The 17548-nt window shown below is 35.4% G+C and carries 15 protein-coding genes; all 15 read right to left on the bottom strand.

Annotated features, from left to right (window positions below):
- Nucleotides 1–27: 27 nt before the first annotated feature.
- Nucleotides 28–2271: an AAA domain-containing protein gene (locus tag AC0L8O_RS08175; protein ID WP_473447250.1), complete on the bottom strand. Its 2244-nt coding sequence runs from the start codon at nt 2269–2271 to the stop codon at nt 28–30.
- Nucleotides 2272–2407: 136 nt separating this feature from the next.
- On the bottom strand, nt 2408–2776 hold the full coding sequence (locus AC0L8O_RS08170; protein ID WP_473447249.1) for a rhodanese-like domain-containing protein: 369 nt from the start codon (nt 2774–2776) through the stop codon (nt 2408–2410).
- 117 nt (nt 2777–2893) lie between these two features.
- Complete coding sequence (locus AC0L8O_RS08165; RefSeq protein ID WP_473447248.1) at nt 2894–3685, bottom strand: HAD family hydrolase; 792 nt, start codon at nt 3683–3685, stop codon at nt 2894–2896.
- 401 nt (nt 3686–4086) lie between these two features.
- Complete coding sequence (locus tag AC0L8O_RS08160) at nt 4087–4488, bottom strand: 2-oxo-4-hydroxy-4-carboxy-5-ureidoimidazoline decarboxylase (RefSeq protein WP_473447247.1); 402 nt, start codon at nt 4486–4488, stop codon at nt 4087–4089.
- 22 nt (nt 4489–4510) lie between these two features.
- Nucleotides 4511–4999 (bottom strand): (2Fe-2S)-binding protein, encoded by a 489-nt coding sequence (locus AC0L8O_RS08155; protein WP_473448764.1) that lies wholly within the window; start codon nt 4997–4999, stop codon nt 4511–4513.
- Between the two features lie 22 nt (nt 5000–5021).
- On the bottom strand, nt 5022–7307 hold the full coding sequence (pucD, locus tag AC0L8O_RS08150; RefSeq protein ID WP_473447246.1) for a xanthine dehydrogenase subunit D: 2286 nt from the start codon (nt 7305–7307) through the stop codon (nt 5022–5024).
- Nucleotides 7294–8181, bottom strand: coding sequence for an FAD binding domain-containing protein (locus tag AC0L8O_RS08145; protein ID WP_473447245.1), 888 nt, complete (start codon nt 8179–8181; stop codon nt 7294–7296). The genes pucD and AC0L8O_RS08145 overlap by 14 nt, the downstream gene beginning before the upstream one ends.
- A 112-nt stretch (nt 8182–8293) precedes the next feature.
- Entirely contained in the window at nt 8294–8803 is a 510-nt protein-coding gene (locus tag AC0L8O_RS08140) for an NTP transferase domain-containing protein (RefSeq protein ID WP_473447244.1), read from the bottom strand.
- The gene (locus tag AC0L8O_RS08135; RefSeq protein ID WP_473447243.1) at nt 8790–9800 is read right to left on the bottom strand and encodes an XdhC family protein; all 1011 of its coding nucleotides are present in this window, start codon (nt 9798–9800) and stop codon (nt 8790–8792) included. Before AC0L8O_RS08135 ends, AC0L8O_RS08140 begins: the two co-directional genes overlap by 14 nt.
- Before the next feature lie 280 nt (nt 9801–10080).
- Nucleotides 10081–10905 carry a Cof-type HAD-IIB family hydrolase gene (locus tag AC0L8O_RS08130; RefSeq protein WP_473447242.1) on the bottom strand — a complete coding sequence of 275 codons (825 nt, stop codon included), beginning with the start codon at nt 10903–10905 and terminating at the stop codon, nt 10081–10083.
- Between the two features lie 151 nt (nt 10906–11056).
- Nucleotides 11057–11998, bottom strand: coding sequence for a VanW family protein (locus tag AC0L8O_RS08125; RefSeq protein ID WP_473447241.1), 942 nt, complete (start codon nt 11996–11998; stop codon nt 11057–11059).
- Between the two features lie 377 nt (nt 11999–12375).
- Nucleotides 12376–13449 carry a branched-chain amino acid aminotransferase gene (locus AC0L8O_RS08120; protein ID WP_473448761.1) on the bottom strand — a complete coding sequence of 358 codons (1074 nt, stop codon included), beginning with the start codon at nt 13447–13449 and terminating at the stop codon, nt 12376–12378.
- A 308-nt stretch (nt 13450–13757) separates the two neighbouring features.
- Entirely contained in the window at nt 13758–15812 is a 2055-nt protein-coding gene (locus tag AC0L8O_RS08115; protein ID WP_473447240.1) for a choice-of-anchor I family protein, read from the bottom strand.
- A 676-nt stretch (nt 15813–16488) separates the two neighbouring features.
- Nucleotides 16489–16917: a cell wall hydrolase gene (locus AC0L8O_RS08110; protein WP_473447239.1), complete on the bottom strand. Its 429-nt coding sequence runs from the start codon at nt 16915–16917 to the stop codon at nt 16489–16491.
- A 127-nt stretch (nt 16918–17044) separates the two neighbouring features.
- Complete coding sequence (locus AC0L8O_RS08105; protein ID WP_026560788.1) at nt 17045–17365, bottom strand: MerR family transcriptional regulator; 321 nt, start codon at nt 17363–17365, stop codon at nt 17045–17047.
- Nucleotides 17366–17548: the final 183 nt, after the last annotated feature.

Raw genomic sequence — 17548 nt, 5'->3', positions numbered from 1 at the left:
ACACCAATTCATTTATTACAATAAATGTTATTCAATTATTTGTTCATGAACGTATTCAACCAGCTTCATAGAGGAAACACGAACGGCTACATAGGGTGGTTTGCTATTTTCTGATAGTTCATATGGCATTCCCAGCCACAGATACTTCTGATCAATGATGATAAATGGAAATGGGACGTTTCTTTTTATCAATCTGTCATATTTAACTCTTGATACAGAATGACTTGCAACTATAGAGAATGTGACTGTTGATTTTCTTTCGCCACACATTGTGCTCCATTCCACAGGCAGGTCCTTCTCCATTGGAATTCCGATTATAATTGAACTTCTTGCTTGTTGTATATCTTTTTTAAGGTATTCTAATTTCTTTGCATGTAACCATGTTACCCGTGAATGTTGGTTTTTAATCCAAGTACCAATTTCATGTGGAGAAACCTCTTGTTTCCTTGCTATTTGATGGTCTACAAGCTTGCGAATAATTTTGCCTCTATATACCTTCGATTTGACAAAATGCTTATCTGCAAGATGAATAAATTTACCTCTTGTTCGAGTCATGGCTACATTAACTAACCTTTCACTATTCTTTCCAATTAATAGCATACCCGGCCGTTCTTGCGGAAAGCTATCCACGGTATCAAACACCATAACGTCACGTTCACTTCCTTGAAATTTATGAACGGTTGCCGATATAATATCTGCCTCCATCAATTCTTCGGAATATATTTCGTTTAACAATGCCTCCATCAATACTGCTTGAGCTCGATAAGGGGTGACAAAACCAATTGACCTTGACCCTGAAATATATGCTTCATGTAAGACTTGGAATGATAATAATAAATGCCAAAAATTATATCTGGAATTAGAGGCTTTTTCACTTAAACAATACATTCCAGTAAAACTACTATCTAATAAAACAGATGCAGAATTTGCAAATGGTTTACGCTCAACAATCTCATGTCTTGCCGTTCTTACACTTTTATGGTCACCTACAAGAGAATTGTACACGTATTTATTTGTAAACGAAGAGATATCAGGATGCATTCTTCTCTGCTCTTTTAAAAGAAACAGATGAGGGTGCAAAGGTTGGCTATCATTTCTGTTTAACCATTCAACTACACCAGCTTTATGAAAGATATCCTCTCTTAACCATTCATCAACAAGTGGATGTATGGCTGTTGCAATCGGTGGTAATTGCTTAAAGTCTCCACAAATAATGATCCGTTTCCCTAACGAAGCCGCAAATGCAATTTGTGGAACATAAGCCATACTAGCTTCATCGACCATGACCACATCGAAGTTTTTTTCATATATAGCAGGATCGGTGGCTGCTTTAGCCAATGTTGTTCCTACAATATCCGCATCATGAACAAGTTCTATTTCCTTATGGCGAATTTTTTCCGAAACATTTGATAATTTACGTTCAATTACCAGAAGTTGCTCTGAGTCTCTTCGACTGTATGATTCCGCTAAAGATACTTTCATTAACCTTCTATCTTCGTAGAGCTCAGCTCTTTCGTTTGCTAAATCAGGGTGTCTTTTTTGGATCAGTTCATTTGTTGTTAAGTTGGTATTTGTATGTATGATTGTTTGTGATCCATAGCGTACAAGATCACCTTCTCGATATAAACCTTTATTATGGATAAAGCGTGTTATCTCCATCATAAGAACATCAACAGCTTGATTACTTTGCGATAAAACTAATACCGAATCTTTTTTGTTGTATTTATTTGCAGCAACCCGGCTCAATGTATATGTTTTTCCTGTACCTGGTGGACCCCAAACAAATGTTACCGGGTTATATTTACTCCTTAACACAAGTTCGTGAACAGGTGATTTAATTTTAGCAATGGGATGCTTTGCTTCATTTGAAGGATTCATTAACCTTTTTACCCTTGCGCGTTTCCTTTTACTTTCCTTTATCTCATCAAGCCGATCATGAAGCTGATCTAATAGCTCCCAAGGGTCATGAAGCAAGTATAAATCAAAAAGTTGATGACCTAATGATTGTTCCAAAGAAAGAATAACACTTTTGCCTTCAGATGATAAAATCCTGCCATTTACAATCAACTTACCAGATTCTACCTTTATCGTGGAACCAACTGGTACCTTTAGAGGCATAAGGGATTCAAAATAATACGTAAAACCATCCTTATTTGACATTAGTTGTCCATTTTTCAGGGCGTATTTTGTACTTCCATATTTTTTAAGATGCATAATTTCTGCTCGCAATGCTTTTTGCCATAATTTAATGTATAGATTTGTGGATTTCATTCGTTCAATCCCTCGCAAATTTCAGCTTATCTCTAAATCGTATATAACGAACCATACTATAACATGTTAAAGTGTAAAAAGCCATGTAAACGAAAAAGAGTGGAAACTTAACAGCTCCCACTCACTTAAAAAACTTTTATAAAACCATATTTTTAGAATGATTTGAACAAGTGTATTCCGCAAGACTATATCCTGTCACATCGAAACCGTTTTTTTGTAAGAAACGAACACCTATATTTTTTTCAAGCTGGCTTCCTGCTATTACATGGACCTTTTTTGACGGAATCTCATGATAATATCGCTTTAAATAAGGTATTGGTATGACAATTGCACCTGATATAGTCATTGTTGATAAATTATTATAATCGCGTACATCAACAATCTGACTTGCTTGATCATGGTTCTTGACATCAACACATGGAACGTTTTTGATCCATCTGCTCCTCTGTACAATAAAGTAACAAATTAGTAAAAAAAGTGCTAATCCCCCAATAAACAATAACAATTACTTTCCCCCTTTTTGCCGGCCATGTTGGAACACAATCTTACTATAAATGGTATAGTTTGTATAAATCAAGAAATTAGATTTAATGGAAACTTCAACCATCGAATAAATAGAAATTTAATTATTATTTAATTCATTTAAAATCGGGTAAAGTTCTTCCAGATGAGTGATTTCATAATCAGGTTTTACTTCGTTTTTTTCTTTATTATGACGATTAATCCAAACTGATTTCATCCCAATTCTTGATGCTCCGAGGATATCAGTCATTAAATTATCTCCTACCATTATGGCTTCATCTTTTGTAAGATTCATTTTTTCTAATGCATGCTCAAAAATAGTTGGATCTGGTTTTCCTCTTCCAAATGCTCCGGAAATAATAATTTGTTCAAAGTAGGGTACAAGCTCCGGAGTAATATCTAACTTTGTATTTTGTAAATCCGGTGATCCATTTGTTAATAATAACAATCGGTAATTTTCTTTTAGTTTATCTAAAACTGAGAACGATTCCTCATACACAAATGGGCTTTTTCGTCTTTGAGCCGGAAATTCCTCAGCCAACTTTTGACCAAATTCAGGATCATCAATTCCACATGCTTTTAACCCTTTAGTCCAAGCATCTTTTCGATATGTTGGAACGATTGCACTCATTTTTTTAAAATTTTCTTCATCGTCAAGGAAATTCCCCCAAAGACCTTCAAACGGGTTAATTCCAATCATTTGGGTAAATGAATAGGTTTCATATGAGGAATAAAGCTCCCGAGCTTCTTTTCTAACTGCTTCCTCTAGTTCGACAGGATCAATCCCGTATTGTTGCTTCGCTACTTCACATGTAGCAACAAATGCTTCCTTTACACTTTTTTGATCCCAAAGTAGCGTATCATCTAAATCAAAGAAAATGGCTTTAATCAATTTTATTCCCCCAATAATATCTTTACCTTATTTAAAAACTCTTACTATTCAAACAATAGATTACAGAGATTTAAACAAGTTGTAAATAGCTTAGAGAAAATCCTTGTTAAAAAATACAGTGTCTTTACTATATATCTATTCGAAAAACATGACTTACCGCCAATATGGCGGTAGTCGATGGCTTTTCATATACTTTAATCCTTTAATACAATTAAACTTTTTAAAGAAAAAAACCGTTCAGCAACTGAACGGAATCAAATTTCTCTTATTCCTTTACTTATACACCGACTGTCGATCCAAATGGTAATTTTCTTCATTTTGGATTGTTTCTCTTAATCGATAAAAATAAACCCGTAAAAGCTCGTCAAGAGAGTTTAATATTTCTTCCGTTTCTGAATGTTTTACTCTTTTTTTAAAACATCATAAATGGATTGTTTATTGTGCCCTCGAACAGAAATAACAAAAGGAAATCCGAATTTCTTTTCATATTTATTATTTAACAAAACAAATTTTTTGTATTCTCGTGAAGAGAGCGAATAAAGCCCTGCTAACTTACTATCAGCTTTTTGTGAACTTCCATGTGTTATCATGTCAACAAAGCTTGGATAAGCTTGCAACAACAAAAGTTTCTGTTCAATTGGAGATTTTTTCACCAACTTTTTTACAGCGAGATGAAGAAATTGATAGCTTGGAAATGGGCGTAATTCCGATACTTGTTCAACAATCTTCACATCAAAAATCCAGCAAAACTTTAAGACGAAATCCTCTTTGGAAAGCTCATTCACTTTTTGTATTGTTATCACAAGTCCCCACTCTCCCCTTCTATCATATAGTGCTCTTTTTTACCATCTTCTCTTTATAATTTTTTATAGCACGAAGAATACCAGTGTATCCGGTGCATCTGCACAAATTTCCTGATAAATGCTCCAATACCTCTTCATCAGTTGGAACAGGGTTATTTTCCAGTAAATCGGCTAGTGCTATAATCATTCCTGGAGTACAATATCCGCATTGTAGACCTCCTTCTTCAAGGAATGCCTGCTGAATGGGGTGTAAACTGTTTTTGGAAATAGATTCAATTGTCTCCACTTTAGCATGTTGAAGCTGATACGCCATCACTAAGCAAGAGGTTACAGCCTGACCATTAATCAATACAGTACAAGCACCACATCGACCTATTTCACATGACATTTTAGTGCCGGTTAAATTCAGATCTTTCCTGAGGATATCAACTAATCGATAAGTAGGAGGTACGATTAAATCCACTTTTTCACCATTTAATTCGAAGGTCACTTCACTTTTAGTATCATCCATTCTATTTCTTACTTCAACATGCTCAGCCACTTAAAACACCTCCTGCTTTACAGGGTAATAATTCCTCCAGAGCATTCAATATTTCTTCGGAAGAAACGGGTAGTTTTTTCACCCATATCCCGCAAGCTTGATGAATCGCTGCTGTTATAGCAGGTGCAATTGCGACCGTTCCAATTTCACCGACACCTCTTGGACCAAACACATCTCCTTCCATTAAAGATTCATCAACTATTACGGTCGTTTCGTTTGGAATGTCCTTAATCGTTGGTATTAAATAAGAATCGAAGTTTTCTGTTTGATAACGTCCATTTTCCATAACTGAGTCTTCAAATAAAGTAAACCCTAAACCCATGACAGCTCCACCTTCAATTTGTCCCAAATAACCAAGAGGATTGACGACAGGTCCAGCTGCAACGGCATGATCCATTTTTATCACTTTTACTTGTCCTGTTAACAAGTCAACTTCAACCGCAGCTGCTACTGCGGCAAAGCTATATAAATAATGTCCTCCAATTACAGGATCTGGTGTTGTCGGAAAATGAAAATGTGTTTGAAACGTAATAAGGGATGGGTCTGCAAAGTTTCCAAGCTCGCGATAACTTAACACAAATTGATTTCGTTTGCCTTTTCTCCATACTCCATTCTCACCTAAATAGAGAAGTTTCCTTGTTGTATTCGTATAGTCGGCAACCAAATCTAATACTTTATCTATAAATGGTTCCTTTAATTTTTGAATTCCGTTCCATATCATATTAGTTGATCGAGATGCTGTGGAGGAGCCTGACGAAGGAACAAGATCAGTATCTCCAATCACGATTTTTATATCTTCTTTACTACAATTCAGTGCTTCCATTAACATGATCTCAATCGAAGCGATTAAACCTTGACCAAACTCTTCAAAACCAAATGCAATTTCGATTTGTCCATCCTTTGTTAATGAAAGCCTTGCGCCTGAAGGATCAGGTCTTCCGTATCCAAGGCCTCCTCCGTGCATCGTGATCGCTACTCCTTTTCCTGTTAGTTTTTTAGGATGTTTCTTAGGCTGATCCATCAATACAGATGATGTCTTTATCATCGTAAGCACTGATTTTGCTCCATCATTTTTAACAATTCGTTGACCTAATGGACCGGGGTCATCTGCATTGCGAAGGTTCTTCTCACGGAAATGAATCGAATCAATTTTCAGTAACTCTGCTAATCTTTCAATCTGTGTCTCTAAAGCGAAGGTCACTTGATTTCCTCCAAATCCACGATACTCACCCGCAACTCCATTATTTGTAAAAACAGATACACCTTCAACATCAATATATGGAATCATATATGGACCTGCAGCATGCTCAACCGCAAAGTCTAAAACCGCCGGTCCAAGGGTTGCATAAGCTCCAGTATCCGCTGTAATTCTGACATAATGACCAACAAGCTTACCATCCTTATCTGCACCAGTAATCATCTTAATTTTCATTGGATGACGTTTAATACCTGCTCTAACTGATTCACTTCGTTTATTATGAAGTTTTACAGGTTGCTTTGTTTTTAAAGCAAGTAAAGCTGCATATGGTTGAATATTCAGCTCATCTTTACCTCCAAATGAACCACCAATCGGACTTGAAACGACTCGTATTTTACTTTCTGGTATGGATAAAATTCTCGCTAACTGCATTCGATCTTTGAACCCATGTTGGGTTGCTGCATAAACCGTCACTTTCCCATCTTTTTCAGGAACGACTACTCCTCCTTCTGTTTCCATATAGGCGTGCATTTGCCTAGGAGTTTCATAGGTGTCTTCTACAACATACGGACAATTCTCTAGCTCTATTAAAACTTGTTCACTATTTTTATAGCTTGCCTGATGAAGAATGTTTCCTGACGGATGTAACGATATACAGGAACTGCTTAGTGATTTTTCAGGACTATCCATTACTTCAAGTGGTTCATATTCTACACGGATAAGAGATAGAGCTTTTTCTGCGATCTCTTCACTTATTGCCGCAACTGCTGCAACTGCATCACCAACATAACGGACTACATCCTCACAAAGCACAGGCTGATCCGGAAAAATTAGACCAAATCGATTCATACCCGGAACATCTTTATACGTTATTACTGCTTTTACACCCTCTAATTTCTCTGCTTCTTCCGTAACAATAGATTTTATCTTCGCGTGTGGATAAGTGCTTCTAAGGACCTTACCATATAACATGTTCGGGAAGGTATAGTCAGTTAAATATTTTAAAGAACCAGTTACCTTGTCATATCCATCTGGTCTAACTCTCCATTTTCCCCGATAATTATCTCTATTTAGTTCCATCTTTTCCCTCCTTAACTATGATGTTGGCTAATTCTGTCATAAGGATGTTTGCTGCAACCTTTTTTCGGTACTCTTCAGACACAAACGGATCTGAATATGATTGGAATTCATTCAATATCGTTTTATAGAAAATCTCTTTATTCGTTATTCCCTCTTGTAGAAGCAGCTCAACGTTTTTAAGCCTGATTGGTCGATGATTTCCTCCACCAACTGCAATTCGGACAAATTGAAGCTTACCATCGTTGTTTTGTTGCCATTGACCACTTATTGTAAGGATAGAAGGGATAAATGCCCCTCTTCTACCAACTTTTCGATAAAAATGCTTTGTATCTTTAGGAGAAATAGGAATCATAATCTCTAGCAAAATAAATGGTGATTGGTTTTTATTAGCTAACCATTCCCATAGAGTCATAACATGAATTTTGTCTTTCATTGCCAGTTTTACCTCTGCGTTTAAAGCCAAAAGTGCCGGTATCGTATCACCTACAAAGCTTGCAATATTTCCCCCTATCGTTGCTCTGTTGCGAACGGCAGGGGCAGCGATGTTTCGGCAAGCCTTTACGAGTAATGGTGCATGTTTGACCAACACAAGATGTGTTATACACTCTGCAATAGTTGTCAAAGCTCCTATTATTATTCTTGAAGACGTACCCGAATCTTGGTAAGTAATCCCCTTTAGATCTTGAAGTAACGAAAGATTTATTAACGTTTTTGGAATAGGGCTCCCCGACTCCCAATGAACTTGAAGTAATGTGCCCCCTGCAACAAATACATCTAAGGGTTCTTTCTTTTGAGTAAATGCTTCTTCGAGAAATAATGGATGCTTCACAATCATGTCAGATTTTAATATCGCACCTTCTTCTTCATGACTCAAATGATCACCCCGTTATCAAGACTTTTGGAATATTCATACTGTTCTTTCGTATCAATATCTATTAATTTTGAACGATCTACATGTATTTTTACTCCCTTTAATATTCCTCTCTTCAATAGGCTTTTTGCTCCCTGATCACCAGTAGTTGACAAAAGAAATGGAAATGCTTTTTTTGAAATAATATAGGAGGTTTCATATGTTGACCATCAAACGCTGCCACAAAATCCTTCTCCTTGTCTGATTGATGGATGAGGTGGTTAATTATATGTGAGGTAATAAAGGGTTGATCAGCTAAAAAAATGACAACAGAATCTGCTCCAATTTGTATAGCTCGTTGAATACCAGCTTGAAGTGAATAGGATTGACCTAAGTGTGTCTGCAAACTTATGATATTTTCCCAATATATAGTGTTTGTTAGTAACATTTCGACTGACCTTAGCCATGATGTTTGAAGATCTTTTGTAACAATTAGTAAAGAATTGATTTTTGATTGAACGATTTCTTTTAATGCCATTGCTCCAAGTGGGACACCGGCAAATGGTAATGATAATTTACAGGTCCCCATTCTTGAGCTATGACCAGCTGCTAAATAAATACCAACTATATGTTCATACGAGGACACTAGCATCCCTCCTCTTTTTAGTTAGTTGAATCAGTTCTGCCATTATACTGATGGCAATTTCATGAGGTCCTTCTGCACCAATATCTAATCCAACAGGAAAGTGAACCCAACCGGGAGGATTTAACCCATTAAATAATCTGCGTGCCCGATCTTTTGATCCTAATATTCCCAAATAACGAATTCGTGTTTTAATTAATAACTTAATTAACTCAACATCTATTTGAAAATGATGGGTCATTACCACAATCGAATCAACTTCTGAAAAAGAAAATGTACTCACAAATTCACCTGGGGTAACGACATAAGTTTTTGAAAAGGGAAAATTGTCTTTATGACAAAGTCCTGCTCTCCAATCTGCAACAATTACTTGATAGCCTGATAAAGAGGCAAGGTTGGCAAGTGGTCTAGCATCTGTTCCAGCACCATAAATAAAGAGCCTTGGCCTTGCAGGTATTGTCTGTTTAAAGAAAATGCCTCTTTCTGAAAACGATAGTTTATTTAATGTTAATTCATTTATATTTGGAATATCTCCATTCCATTGGCCAAAATACTCTGAGGCTGCTGTAAAAAAGAGATAGCCTGTTACAAAACCTTCCGGCGTCATCCTCTTTACACATGAGACATTTTGACCATTATCAATATAGTCTTTTACCTTTTTAAAGTGGGTAGATAACTGAGAGGTTATTGTTTCAATTAATACGGTGATTTTACCGTTACATCCAATCCCCTGTCCCCATGAAAGATCATCTTCAGCTGATAAATCATATGTCACAATAGTTGAAGCTTGTGCTTCTAATAAATCTTTAGATCTTGCATGAAGGTCTTCTTCCAGACAACCACCACTTAATAAGCCAGTTTGTTCTCCATTTTCATCTATTAGCATCATGGAGCCACCTTTTTTATATGAAGAACCTTCAACATTTATAATTGTGGCAAGCACCTTCTTGACTTTTGTTTGTGAGATCGACTCAAGTATTTCATAAACATCTGATCGCATCCTCTCCCACCTTTTCATATATCAACAATTCTTTTATTGACCGATATCTTGTATTTCCGTCGAATGTCACATACTGAGTATTTAGGCATTTTTAATGGTAAAAGTTACCAAATATAACAACCTTAAACGATTTGGAAATTATTCCTACGATATATTAATTAAAATTATACATTTGTGAACTATTTGACGTTATAAATGCGTTAGTTTATCTAACATAGTTTTTAGTCAGCAAAAGAAAAAGACCAACAGATTGACTGTTAGTCTTTGATATTCCAGTAATTTATACTTCTACATGATGGGCTAAAAGAATAAATTCTTCCACCACTTTTGCAACACCATCATTCATGTTCGTATCTGTTACAAAATTAGATTTTTCTTTGATGTCATCAGGAGCATTTCCCATTGCTACTCCCAGTCCCGCAAACTCAATCATTGATAAATCATTATAACTATCGCCAACGGCAATTACTTCCTCACGCTTGATTCCACAAGCTTGTATTAATTGATCTAAGCTTGTCCCTTTTGTAACACCTTTTTCCGTAAACTCTAAGAAATAAGGCTTGGACCGCATGATACTAAATTCATCTGCAAGTTCTGTTTGTAACTTTCTTTCAACTTCCTTCAATTGTTCAGGAGGTCCCACCATTAAGCTTTTTACAACGGGTTCATTCACAGCATTCACAAAATTAGAAACAATCTTTATTGGTAAGCCTGTTAAATTTGCTTCAATGTCTGTGTAAGGATTTTCATCTTGGGTAATAATTTCGTCCCCCATATACGTGTGAATAAAAACGCCCTCTCTTACACTTACTTCATATAACTTATGGATAGCTTCAGGACTTAGTGTACTGCTAAACATTTCTTCATCGGTTGAGCAGTTTATTATTTTCCCACCGTTAAATGAAAGAATGAAGCTTCCATAATGATCCAAATGTAATTCTTGAGCAATATGTCTCATCCCAAATGTAGGACGACCTGAAGCCAGGACAACTTTCACTCCAAGCTCTTGTGCTTTCATCAACGCATCTTTTGTTCGAACTGAAACGGTATGATCATCACAAAGTAAGGTATCATCTAAATCTAATACAATCATTTTATATGACATATTATTCGTTCCTTTCTATCAAGCAATCTTCTACTATCATACTATAAAAAGTCCTTTTATAGGAGTGTGATGAAAAGGAAGATTTTATATATTTACTAAAAATAAAAAAACTGGTGGCACCAGTTTTTTTATTCAACAATATTCTTTTTCCTTATACCTTTGCAGCATTTTGTTTTGATGCTAAAATTTGAATCTCAATTGATCCGGATTGTTTATCTACGATTGTTTTGATCATCACAGGATAATCTTTGTTATTCATAAATTTAAAGTCCGGACCTCCCCACGATACAGTTGCATCTTTCCCAGCCGGAACATATCCAACAGACCTTGAATGAGAGTGAAGTTCAATAATTTCCAATCCAGCCTCTGCGACAGCATTATATAAGGTAGAAGAAGTTTGGCATATTCCTCCACCGATTCCTTCAACAAATTCTTTATTGACTATTTCCTTTGCTTTTTGATAACCTCTCGCAGTTGTTCGTTCACCAACAACCAGATTAAAATAAAAGCGATCCCCAGGTCCAAGTACAATTTGGTTAATTTCATTTGCTGATAAGAAAATATTTTGAGAGCGTCCGGTCACACTAGGATCAAACGAAGTTTTATAGCTTCCGATAACTACTTCATTTACCCCTTTAACAGTTTCAGCTGTTACATTGGGTTCCGCTACTTCTAATGGCAGATCTAACGTTTTATCCAACGGCCTGACATTCAGAAGCATATCAACTAATTTACTTTCATCCAAAATCACACGGCTCTTGCCTGCTGTTAATTGACCATTGCCGGTGTATTTGGCAGGAACCATCGCCTGATCCAGGCTGGTTGCTAATTCATCTGCAATTTTGGCAATTTCTTTTTTATACTCATCTTGATTCTCATGAACGGTTGGAATAAAGGAATATAGGATATCTTTCGTTTTAGGATGTAATAAATTTACTGCATACTCTACTTTTTTCTCAGATAGTTGTGACAGATGTGTGGTCATTTGACTGACTGGTAATGGACCTTCTTCTTGACTACCGTTTGCCACATTCGAACTACAGCCTGCCATCATCAATAAGAGAATCATTGTCGATACACACTTTTTTCTCATAGTACTCCCACATTTCCCTATAAATTTTCTAAAACTATAACAATATTATAAAAACATAATATTTTTTACAATCATTACAATTATATTTCATATTTTATCAAAATATCCTTCTTTATTGTTAAAAATTCCCTTGAAAGAGCGAATTTTTTTATTAAGGAGGAGTATCATTATTAAATATATATGTAAGACGAATAAACGAAACAAAATGTTTCAAATTTATTACAGCTTTTTTTCTAAAAGATTTATTTGTTTTTTGAATTAGAGAATCTATATATGACAGGATATGATTTTAATGGAGGAGTATGTTTGAGAAATGAACTTATAGAGATAAAACAGGCAATAAAAAGACCACCTAAAATGTGGCGGTCTTTTCAAAATCAGTTTACTTCTACTACCCAATTAAATGGATCCTGCATTGTGCCTCTTTGAATACCTGATAATGTATCGTATAGTTTTTTAGATAGTTCGCCGGTTAAACCATCGTTAATCACCATTTTTTGTTCATTATATAGGAACTCACCAACTGGAGAGATAACTGCTGCTGTTCCAGTACCGAACACTTCCTCAAGTTGGCCTTTTTTATAGGTGTCATAAATTTCTTCCATAGATATTTTTCGTTCTGACACGGGGATATCCCAAGATTTTAATAATTCAATAATTGAATTTCTTGTTACACCTTCTAAAATACTACCATTTAACTCAGGTGTAACAACCTCACCATTAATTTTGAAGAAAATATTCATACTTCCTACTTCTTCGATATATTTCTTCTCCACTCCATCCAACCATAATACCTGTGAGTAACCTTTTTTCGCTGCTTCTTCCTGAGCTTTTAAGCTCGCAGCGTAGTTTGCACCGGTTTTCGCCTTACCTGTACCGCCATCAACTGCACGAACATAATGATTTTCAACAAAGATTTTTACAGGTTGGATACCTTCCTTATAATATGAGCCTACTGGAGAAAGAATGATCATAAAACGATAAAAATTAGATGGTGCAACACCTAAAAAATATTCTGTCGGAATAATAAATGGACGAATATATAGTGAAGTTCCTTCCGCTGTAGGGATCCATTCTTTTTCAATCGAAACCAATTGTTTTAAAGCTTCAATGACAAATTCACCATCGATTTGTGGAATACACAGCCGTTCGTTCGATAAATTCAATCTGTACATATTTTTTTCCGGTCTAAATAGCAATACTTTATCATCTTGTGTACGGTATGCCTTTAATCCTTCAAAAACAGTTTGCCCATAATGAAAAACCATTGAGGCCGGACTTAACGAAATAGGTTCATATGGAACGATTCTCGCATCATGCCATCCTTTTGTTGGGCTATAATCCATTACAAACATATGATCTGTAAATACACGTCCAAATTCTAATTGATCTGATTGTGGTTTTTCCTTCTTTGTTTTGCTTAATGTTACATCGATCTTAGTTTTTGTCATCATGTCTTAACTCTCCCACTCAAATAATTTATCTTCATCAACACTTCTGAGCATATTAAGTTATGTTCATTCAAGTTTCTATATTTCTCTATTTTATATCTTTCATAAGGTAATTAACAACTCTTTTTCGACAAAAGATTCAAAATAATCAATAAAAATATTATATTAGACCAATTTCAACGTTATTTTTAAATATCAAAATACCTAAACATACCAATTTTCCCATTAAACTTAACTTAGACCAAGTATCTCTCTATCCTTTATAAAAAAAGAGCAGGAATTTATCCCCACTCTCACATTATATCTTTCTATTCTTTTACCATAAATCTTTTCTTTACTACCAGCCCTATACCAACAATGACACTTACCATTCCCAGTAAAAGAATAGTAAAGTTATTCGTAGCTGTATTTGGTAAGAAATAACCGTTTTCACTTTCTGATTTTTCTGCTTCATCTAATGCAGCTGTGATCTTTTGTTGTTCTGATAATACCTGATCATTTTGTCTAACTTCTTCTTTATCCTCTGTTACTACAAGCTCCTGATGACCATTGTTGTCAATTGTTTCACCATCAGTAGGCTCTTTAGGGTCCTCGTCAATTGTTGGTTGTTGGTTTTCATCGGGAACTTCTGTTTCAGGTTGCTCTTCATCAACCGGTTCATTCGGATGCTCACTTTCCTCTTCTTCAACTTCAATCCCAATTTGATAAGCAGCAATTGTTCCGGAAACTTCATGTGCTGCTAAAAGAATATTTTGACCAGTTGGACTTTCATCTGCCGGAATAAAAGTTAAACCTTCCGGAGCTGTATCACCATTACCAAGTGTTACCTTTTCCTCGCCATTAAAGATCCGTGATGAGAAGTATCTATTAAATACCGGTTTTTCAGGGTTGTCTATATCGTAAACCATGATTCCACCAACACGCTCTAAGCCAATGAAAGCATAATTCTGACCTTGAACATGACCAATTGTTACTGTCTCCGGCTCCGGCCCTTTATCATCACTGCGGGAGTCAAAATTATTTTCATCATTATTAGAATTAAAGTTATATTCCCCATATACCTGCTTTGTGATTTCCTCAAAATCAGAACCACTATCATATGTTAAATCTAATGAATTAGCATTCCATATAGAAAACGACCTGGCTCCATACCCATAAATCGCCTCATATTTACCATTATCATTCTTTGGTGCTGATATTGTTGTATTCAGCCTTCCTACTTGTTCTTCATTAAAAAGTCCATTTTCAATAAGCTGATTCAATTGTTCTTGAGTATATCCCTCATATAAATCAGCATTTAATTCATAGGATTCTTTCAGATCCGCTACCCTTTCTTCCTCTGAAAAGCCATCATAATCCTGTGCATCACCTTCATTAGCCGATAATATGTATGTTTGTCCATCCACTTTGTATGATGCCATTCCATCAGGTTGGTACATTGATAAAACAGGCCAGTTAGTGATGTTGATCTCATTATCCTCATTTGAAGCATCCATCTTATTTTCCCCTAAAGAATAATCCTTATATCCGAGACTTTTTACTTGGACAAATCTTTTTGCAAGAAGATCCAGTTTTGCTATCGCATTATTTTCCTGTAGTGCAACAAAAGCATATTTACTCTCTTCATCCACAACAATGTATTCCGGTTCAAGATCTTGGGCAAATGTAGAAGTTTCTGAAACCTTTCTTACTCCTTCTTCGATTATATCCTCTTCAAATTCAATAGCTGTGACACTATCATTTGTTATTCCTTCCACACCATTTGAGACATCAATCATACTAACAGAACCCTCTGGATTGGTTTGGTAATCATCACTTGGCTCCCCTTCATTGGCAACAAGCACATAGGAACCATCCGGAGTAAATGTCAGCATATCCGGTAAGGCTCCAACTTTTACATGTGATAGATAAACACCTTCTGTTGACAAAAATACAACATGTCCGGGATCGACTTTATTTGCGGCAGGTGCCGAAACAGCAATATACCCGCCTTTTGGATGAATCGCTACACTTGTAACATCAGAAGCAGCTACACCTAAATCTTTTAAATTGATCTGTTTTACACGAGGGATCACTTGAGAATCATTAAGAACATTTAAATCAATAATATCTACTGCCTTTGCTGAACCATTTACTGAAAAAGCATGTTTGGAGATTGAATCATACGCAACAATCTCTGTTCCTCCCTCACCAATTCCAGCTCCACTGGAGTATCTCCCAAGTAATTGAACATGGACACCTTGTCCATGTTCTCCATCATATTTCATTACATGATTAGCAGCAGATGTTTGAACAGGAGAAAGAAGCAGTACACATGAAGCAGCAGCAAAAATGGTTTTTCTCATAATATGCTGGAATTTCAACCTAGCAACCTCCCAAATTTTAATTTAATATGAAAAGCTTACTAGGTTTTGGTAAAGATTGATCAAGAGTTTTGTAATATTTTTGTTAATTTTATATAAATTCGTCGGTAAATGTTAAATTGGATGTATATTATGTCGATAAAAATCTGTATTGAGCCTTTTCAAAAAGCATTACTTTATAAAAAATTTGTTTAGACTTAAATCCAATTATTGATTTTCCCTCTGCTTCTGCCTTTATGTTTAGTATTATTGAATATTATACAAAAATAATTAGTGGTACTTTATATGATCATTAAGTATTTTAAGTTGTCTTCCTGTAACGGACACTCAATGAACAAATGTAAAGTCTCTAATATATGGTTTGAAAATGATAGTGAATTTTTTGTCTCTTTTTGTTTTGAAATCAGGTAGATTGAACAAAAATTTACATTTTCCATCTTTTCGGACGCAGTTAAGGAATTATATAAACTTATTCTATCATTTCATTCAGATACATTTAGTTTTGTTGAAATAAAGCTCATCAATCTTGAAATAATGAGAAAGCATGCAAGAACATGTGTTGAGGTACATAATGGAGCAAACAGTTTGGGGCGCATTTAAAAAAATGAAGAATGAACACACATAAAAAGGAAAACGAACAGGAGGATTAGGAATGTCGTTTTCCTTCTTAACGCCATCAAAATGTATTATAGATATTTTCACATTCTTCTGCAGTAGGCTCATAAAAACAATGAAGTTTGAATCTCCCCACAAGCGGCTGATTGTACCATTGTGAAGGACAATCACCCTGAGGACGAAAATACCATAGGCTAAATTTCGCCGGCCAAAACCTATCACCGTTTACGACTCTACGAGCAAGTCTTTTTTCACTTTCCCTAGCCCTTTGAAAAAAATAACCTTTGGTTGTGGCTTCAAAAGCATGTGGTTGAAAAATCATATTCGGAATTGTTCGTAATCCCTTAAAATCCGAACAGTTGGAACGAATCCGATTTATTCCTACATTTCCGACTAAAAGCATACCTTGAATTCCTTCTCCTTCAGCTTCTGCACGAAGCAGCCTAGCTAATAAGGCAATATCTGTTTCAGTTGCTTTTACAACGGCCATGCTTTCACCTCCCTTTCAATCCTCTTTTTATCATATTTTATAGAAAGCTAGGCACATGACTATTTTATATACATTTCTACATATAAAAAAAGAATGCAATGTTTACGCATTCTCTATTCGTTATCATTTACTTAAATCCGCTTCTCTGGAAGTGTGAGTTTAATTGTCCTCTAATCATTTTTTTCTTTAATTCAGCATCTGTTTCCTTTTTTCTATAATCTCTCCGTATTTCATCTGTTTGAACACCTTCTTCAACTTTTTCTGCAATGTCCATTAGTTTTTCAATATCTGAAAAGGAATATTTACGGAAACCAGTTGAAGTACGCTCAGGAAAAATTAGTTTTCTTTCTTCATAGTAGCGGATTCTTCTCTCCGATAATCCTGTCATTTCACATACTGTTCCCATTGACATTACTTTTTTATCACGGTACGACATACTTTTCTCCATATGAATCCCCTCTTATAAATGATAAATTTCGTTCAGTTAATCTCTTTTTTACTTTAGCAACAGTAACCGTTTTCTAACAAGAATTATTTATGAAATTTTCGGTTTATTTATAATATTCCGTCTTTTCTCTCATGTTTTTTCCTAAGAAATACTTTACTTCAAAAATTTTATACGTAAGAAAAG

The organism is Metabacillus sp. KJ11-3, from assembly GCF_055808295.1.
This window is presented reverse-complemented; position numbering and strand designations above follow the sequence as displayed.

Excerpts from the sequence above, each read along its gene's own strand:
- AC0L8O_RS08175 (WP_473447250.1), bottom strand. The coding sequence starts at position 2,271 with ATGAAATCCACAAATCTATACATTAAATTATGGCAAAAAGCATTGCGA.
- AC0L8O_RS08155 (WP_473448764.1), bottom strand. The coding sequence starts at position 4,999 with ATGGATGATACTAAAAGTGAAGTGACCTTCGAATTAAATGGTGAAAAA.
- pucD (WP_473447246.1), bottom strand. The coding sequence starts at position 7,307 with ATGGAACTAAATAGAGATAATTATCGGGGAAAATGGAGAGTTAGACCA.
- AC0L8O_RS08135 (WP_473447243.1), bottom strand. The coding sequence starts at position 9,800 with ATGCGATCAGATGTTTATGAAATACTTGAGTCGATCTCACAAACAAAA.
- AC0L8O_RS08130 (WP_473447242.1), bottom strand. The coding sequence starts at position 10,905 with ATGTCATATAAAATGATTGTATTAGATTTAGATGATACCTTACTTTGT.
- AC0L8O_RS08125 (WP_473447241.1), bottom strand. The coding sequence starts at position 11,998 with ATGAGAAAAAAGTGTGTATCGACAATGATTCTCTTATTGATGATGGCA.
- AC0L8O_RS08120 (WP_473448761.1), bottom strand. The coding sequence starts at position 13,449 with ATGACAAAAACTAAGATCGATGTAACATTAAGCAAAACAAAGAAGGAA.
- AC0L8O_RS08110 (WP_473447239.1), bottom strand. The coding sequence starts at position 16,917 with ATGGCCGTTGTAAAAGCAACTGAAACAGATATTGCCTTATTAGCTAGG.
- AC0L8O_RS08105 (WP_026560788.1), bottom strand. The coding sequence starts at position 17,365 with ATGGAGAAAAGTATGTCGTACCGTGATAAAAAAGTAATGTCAATGGGA.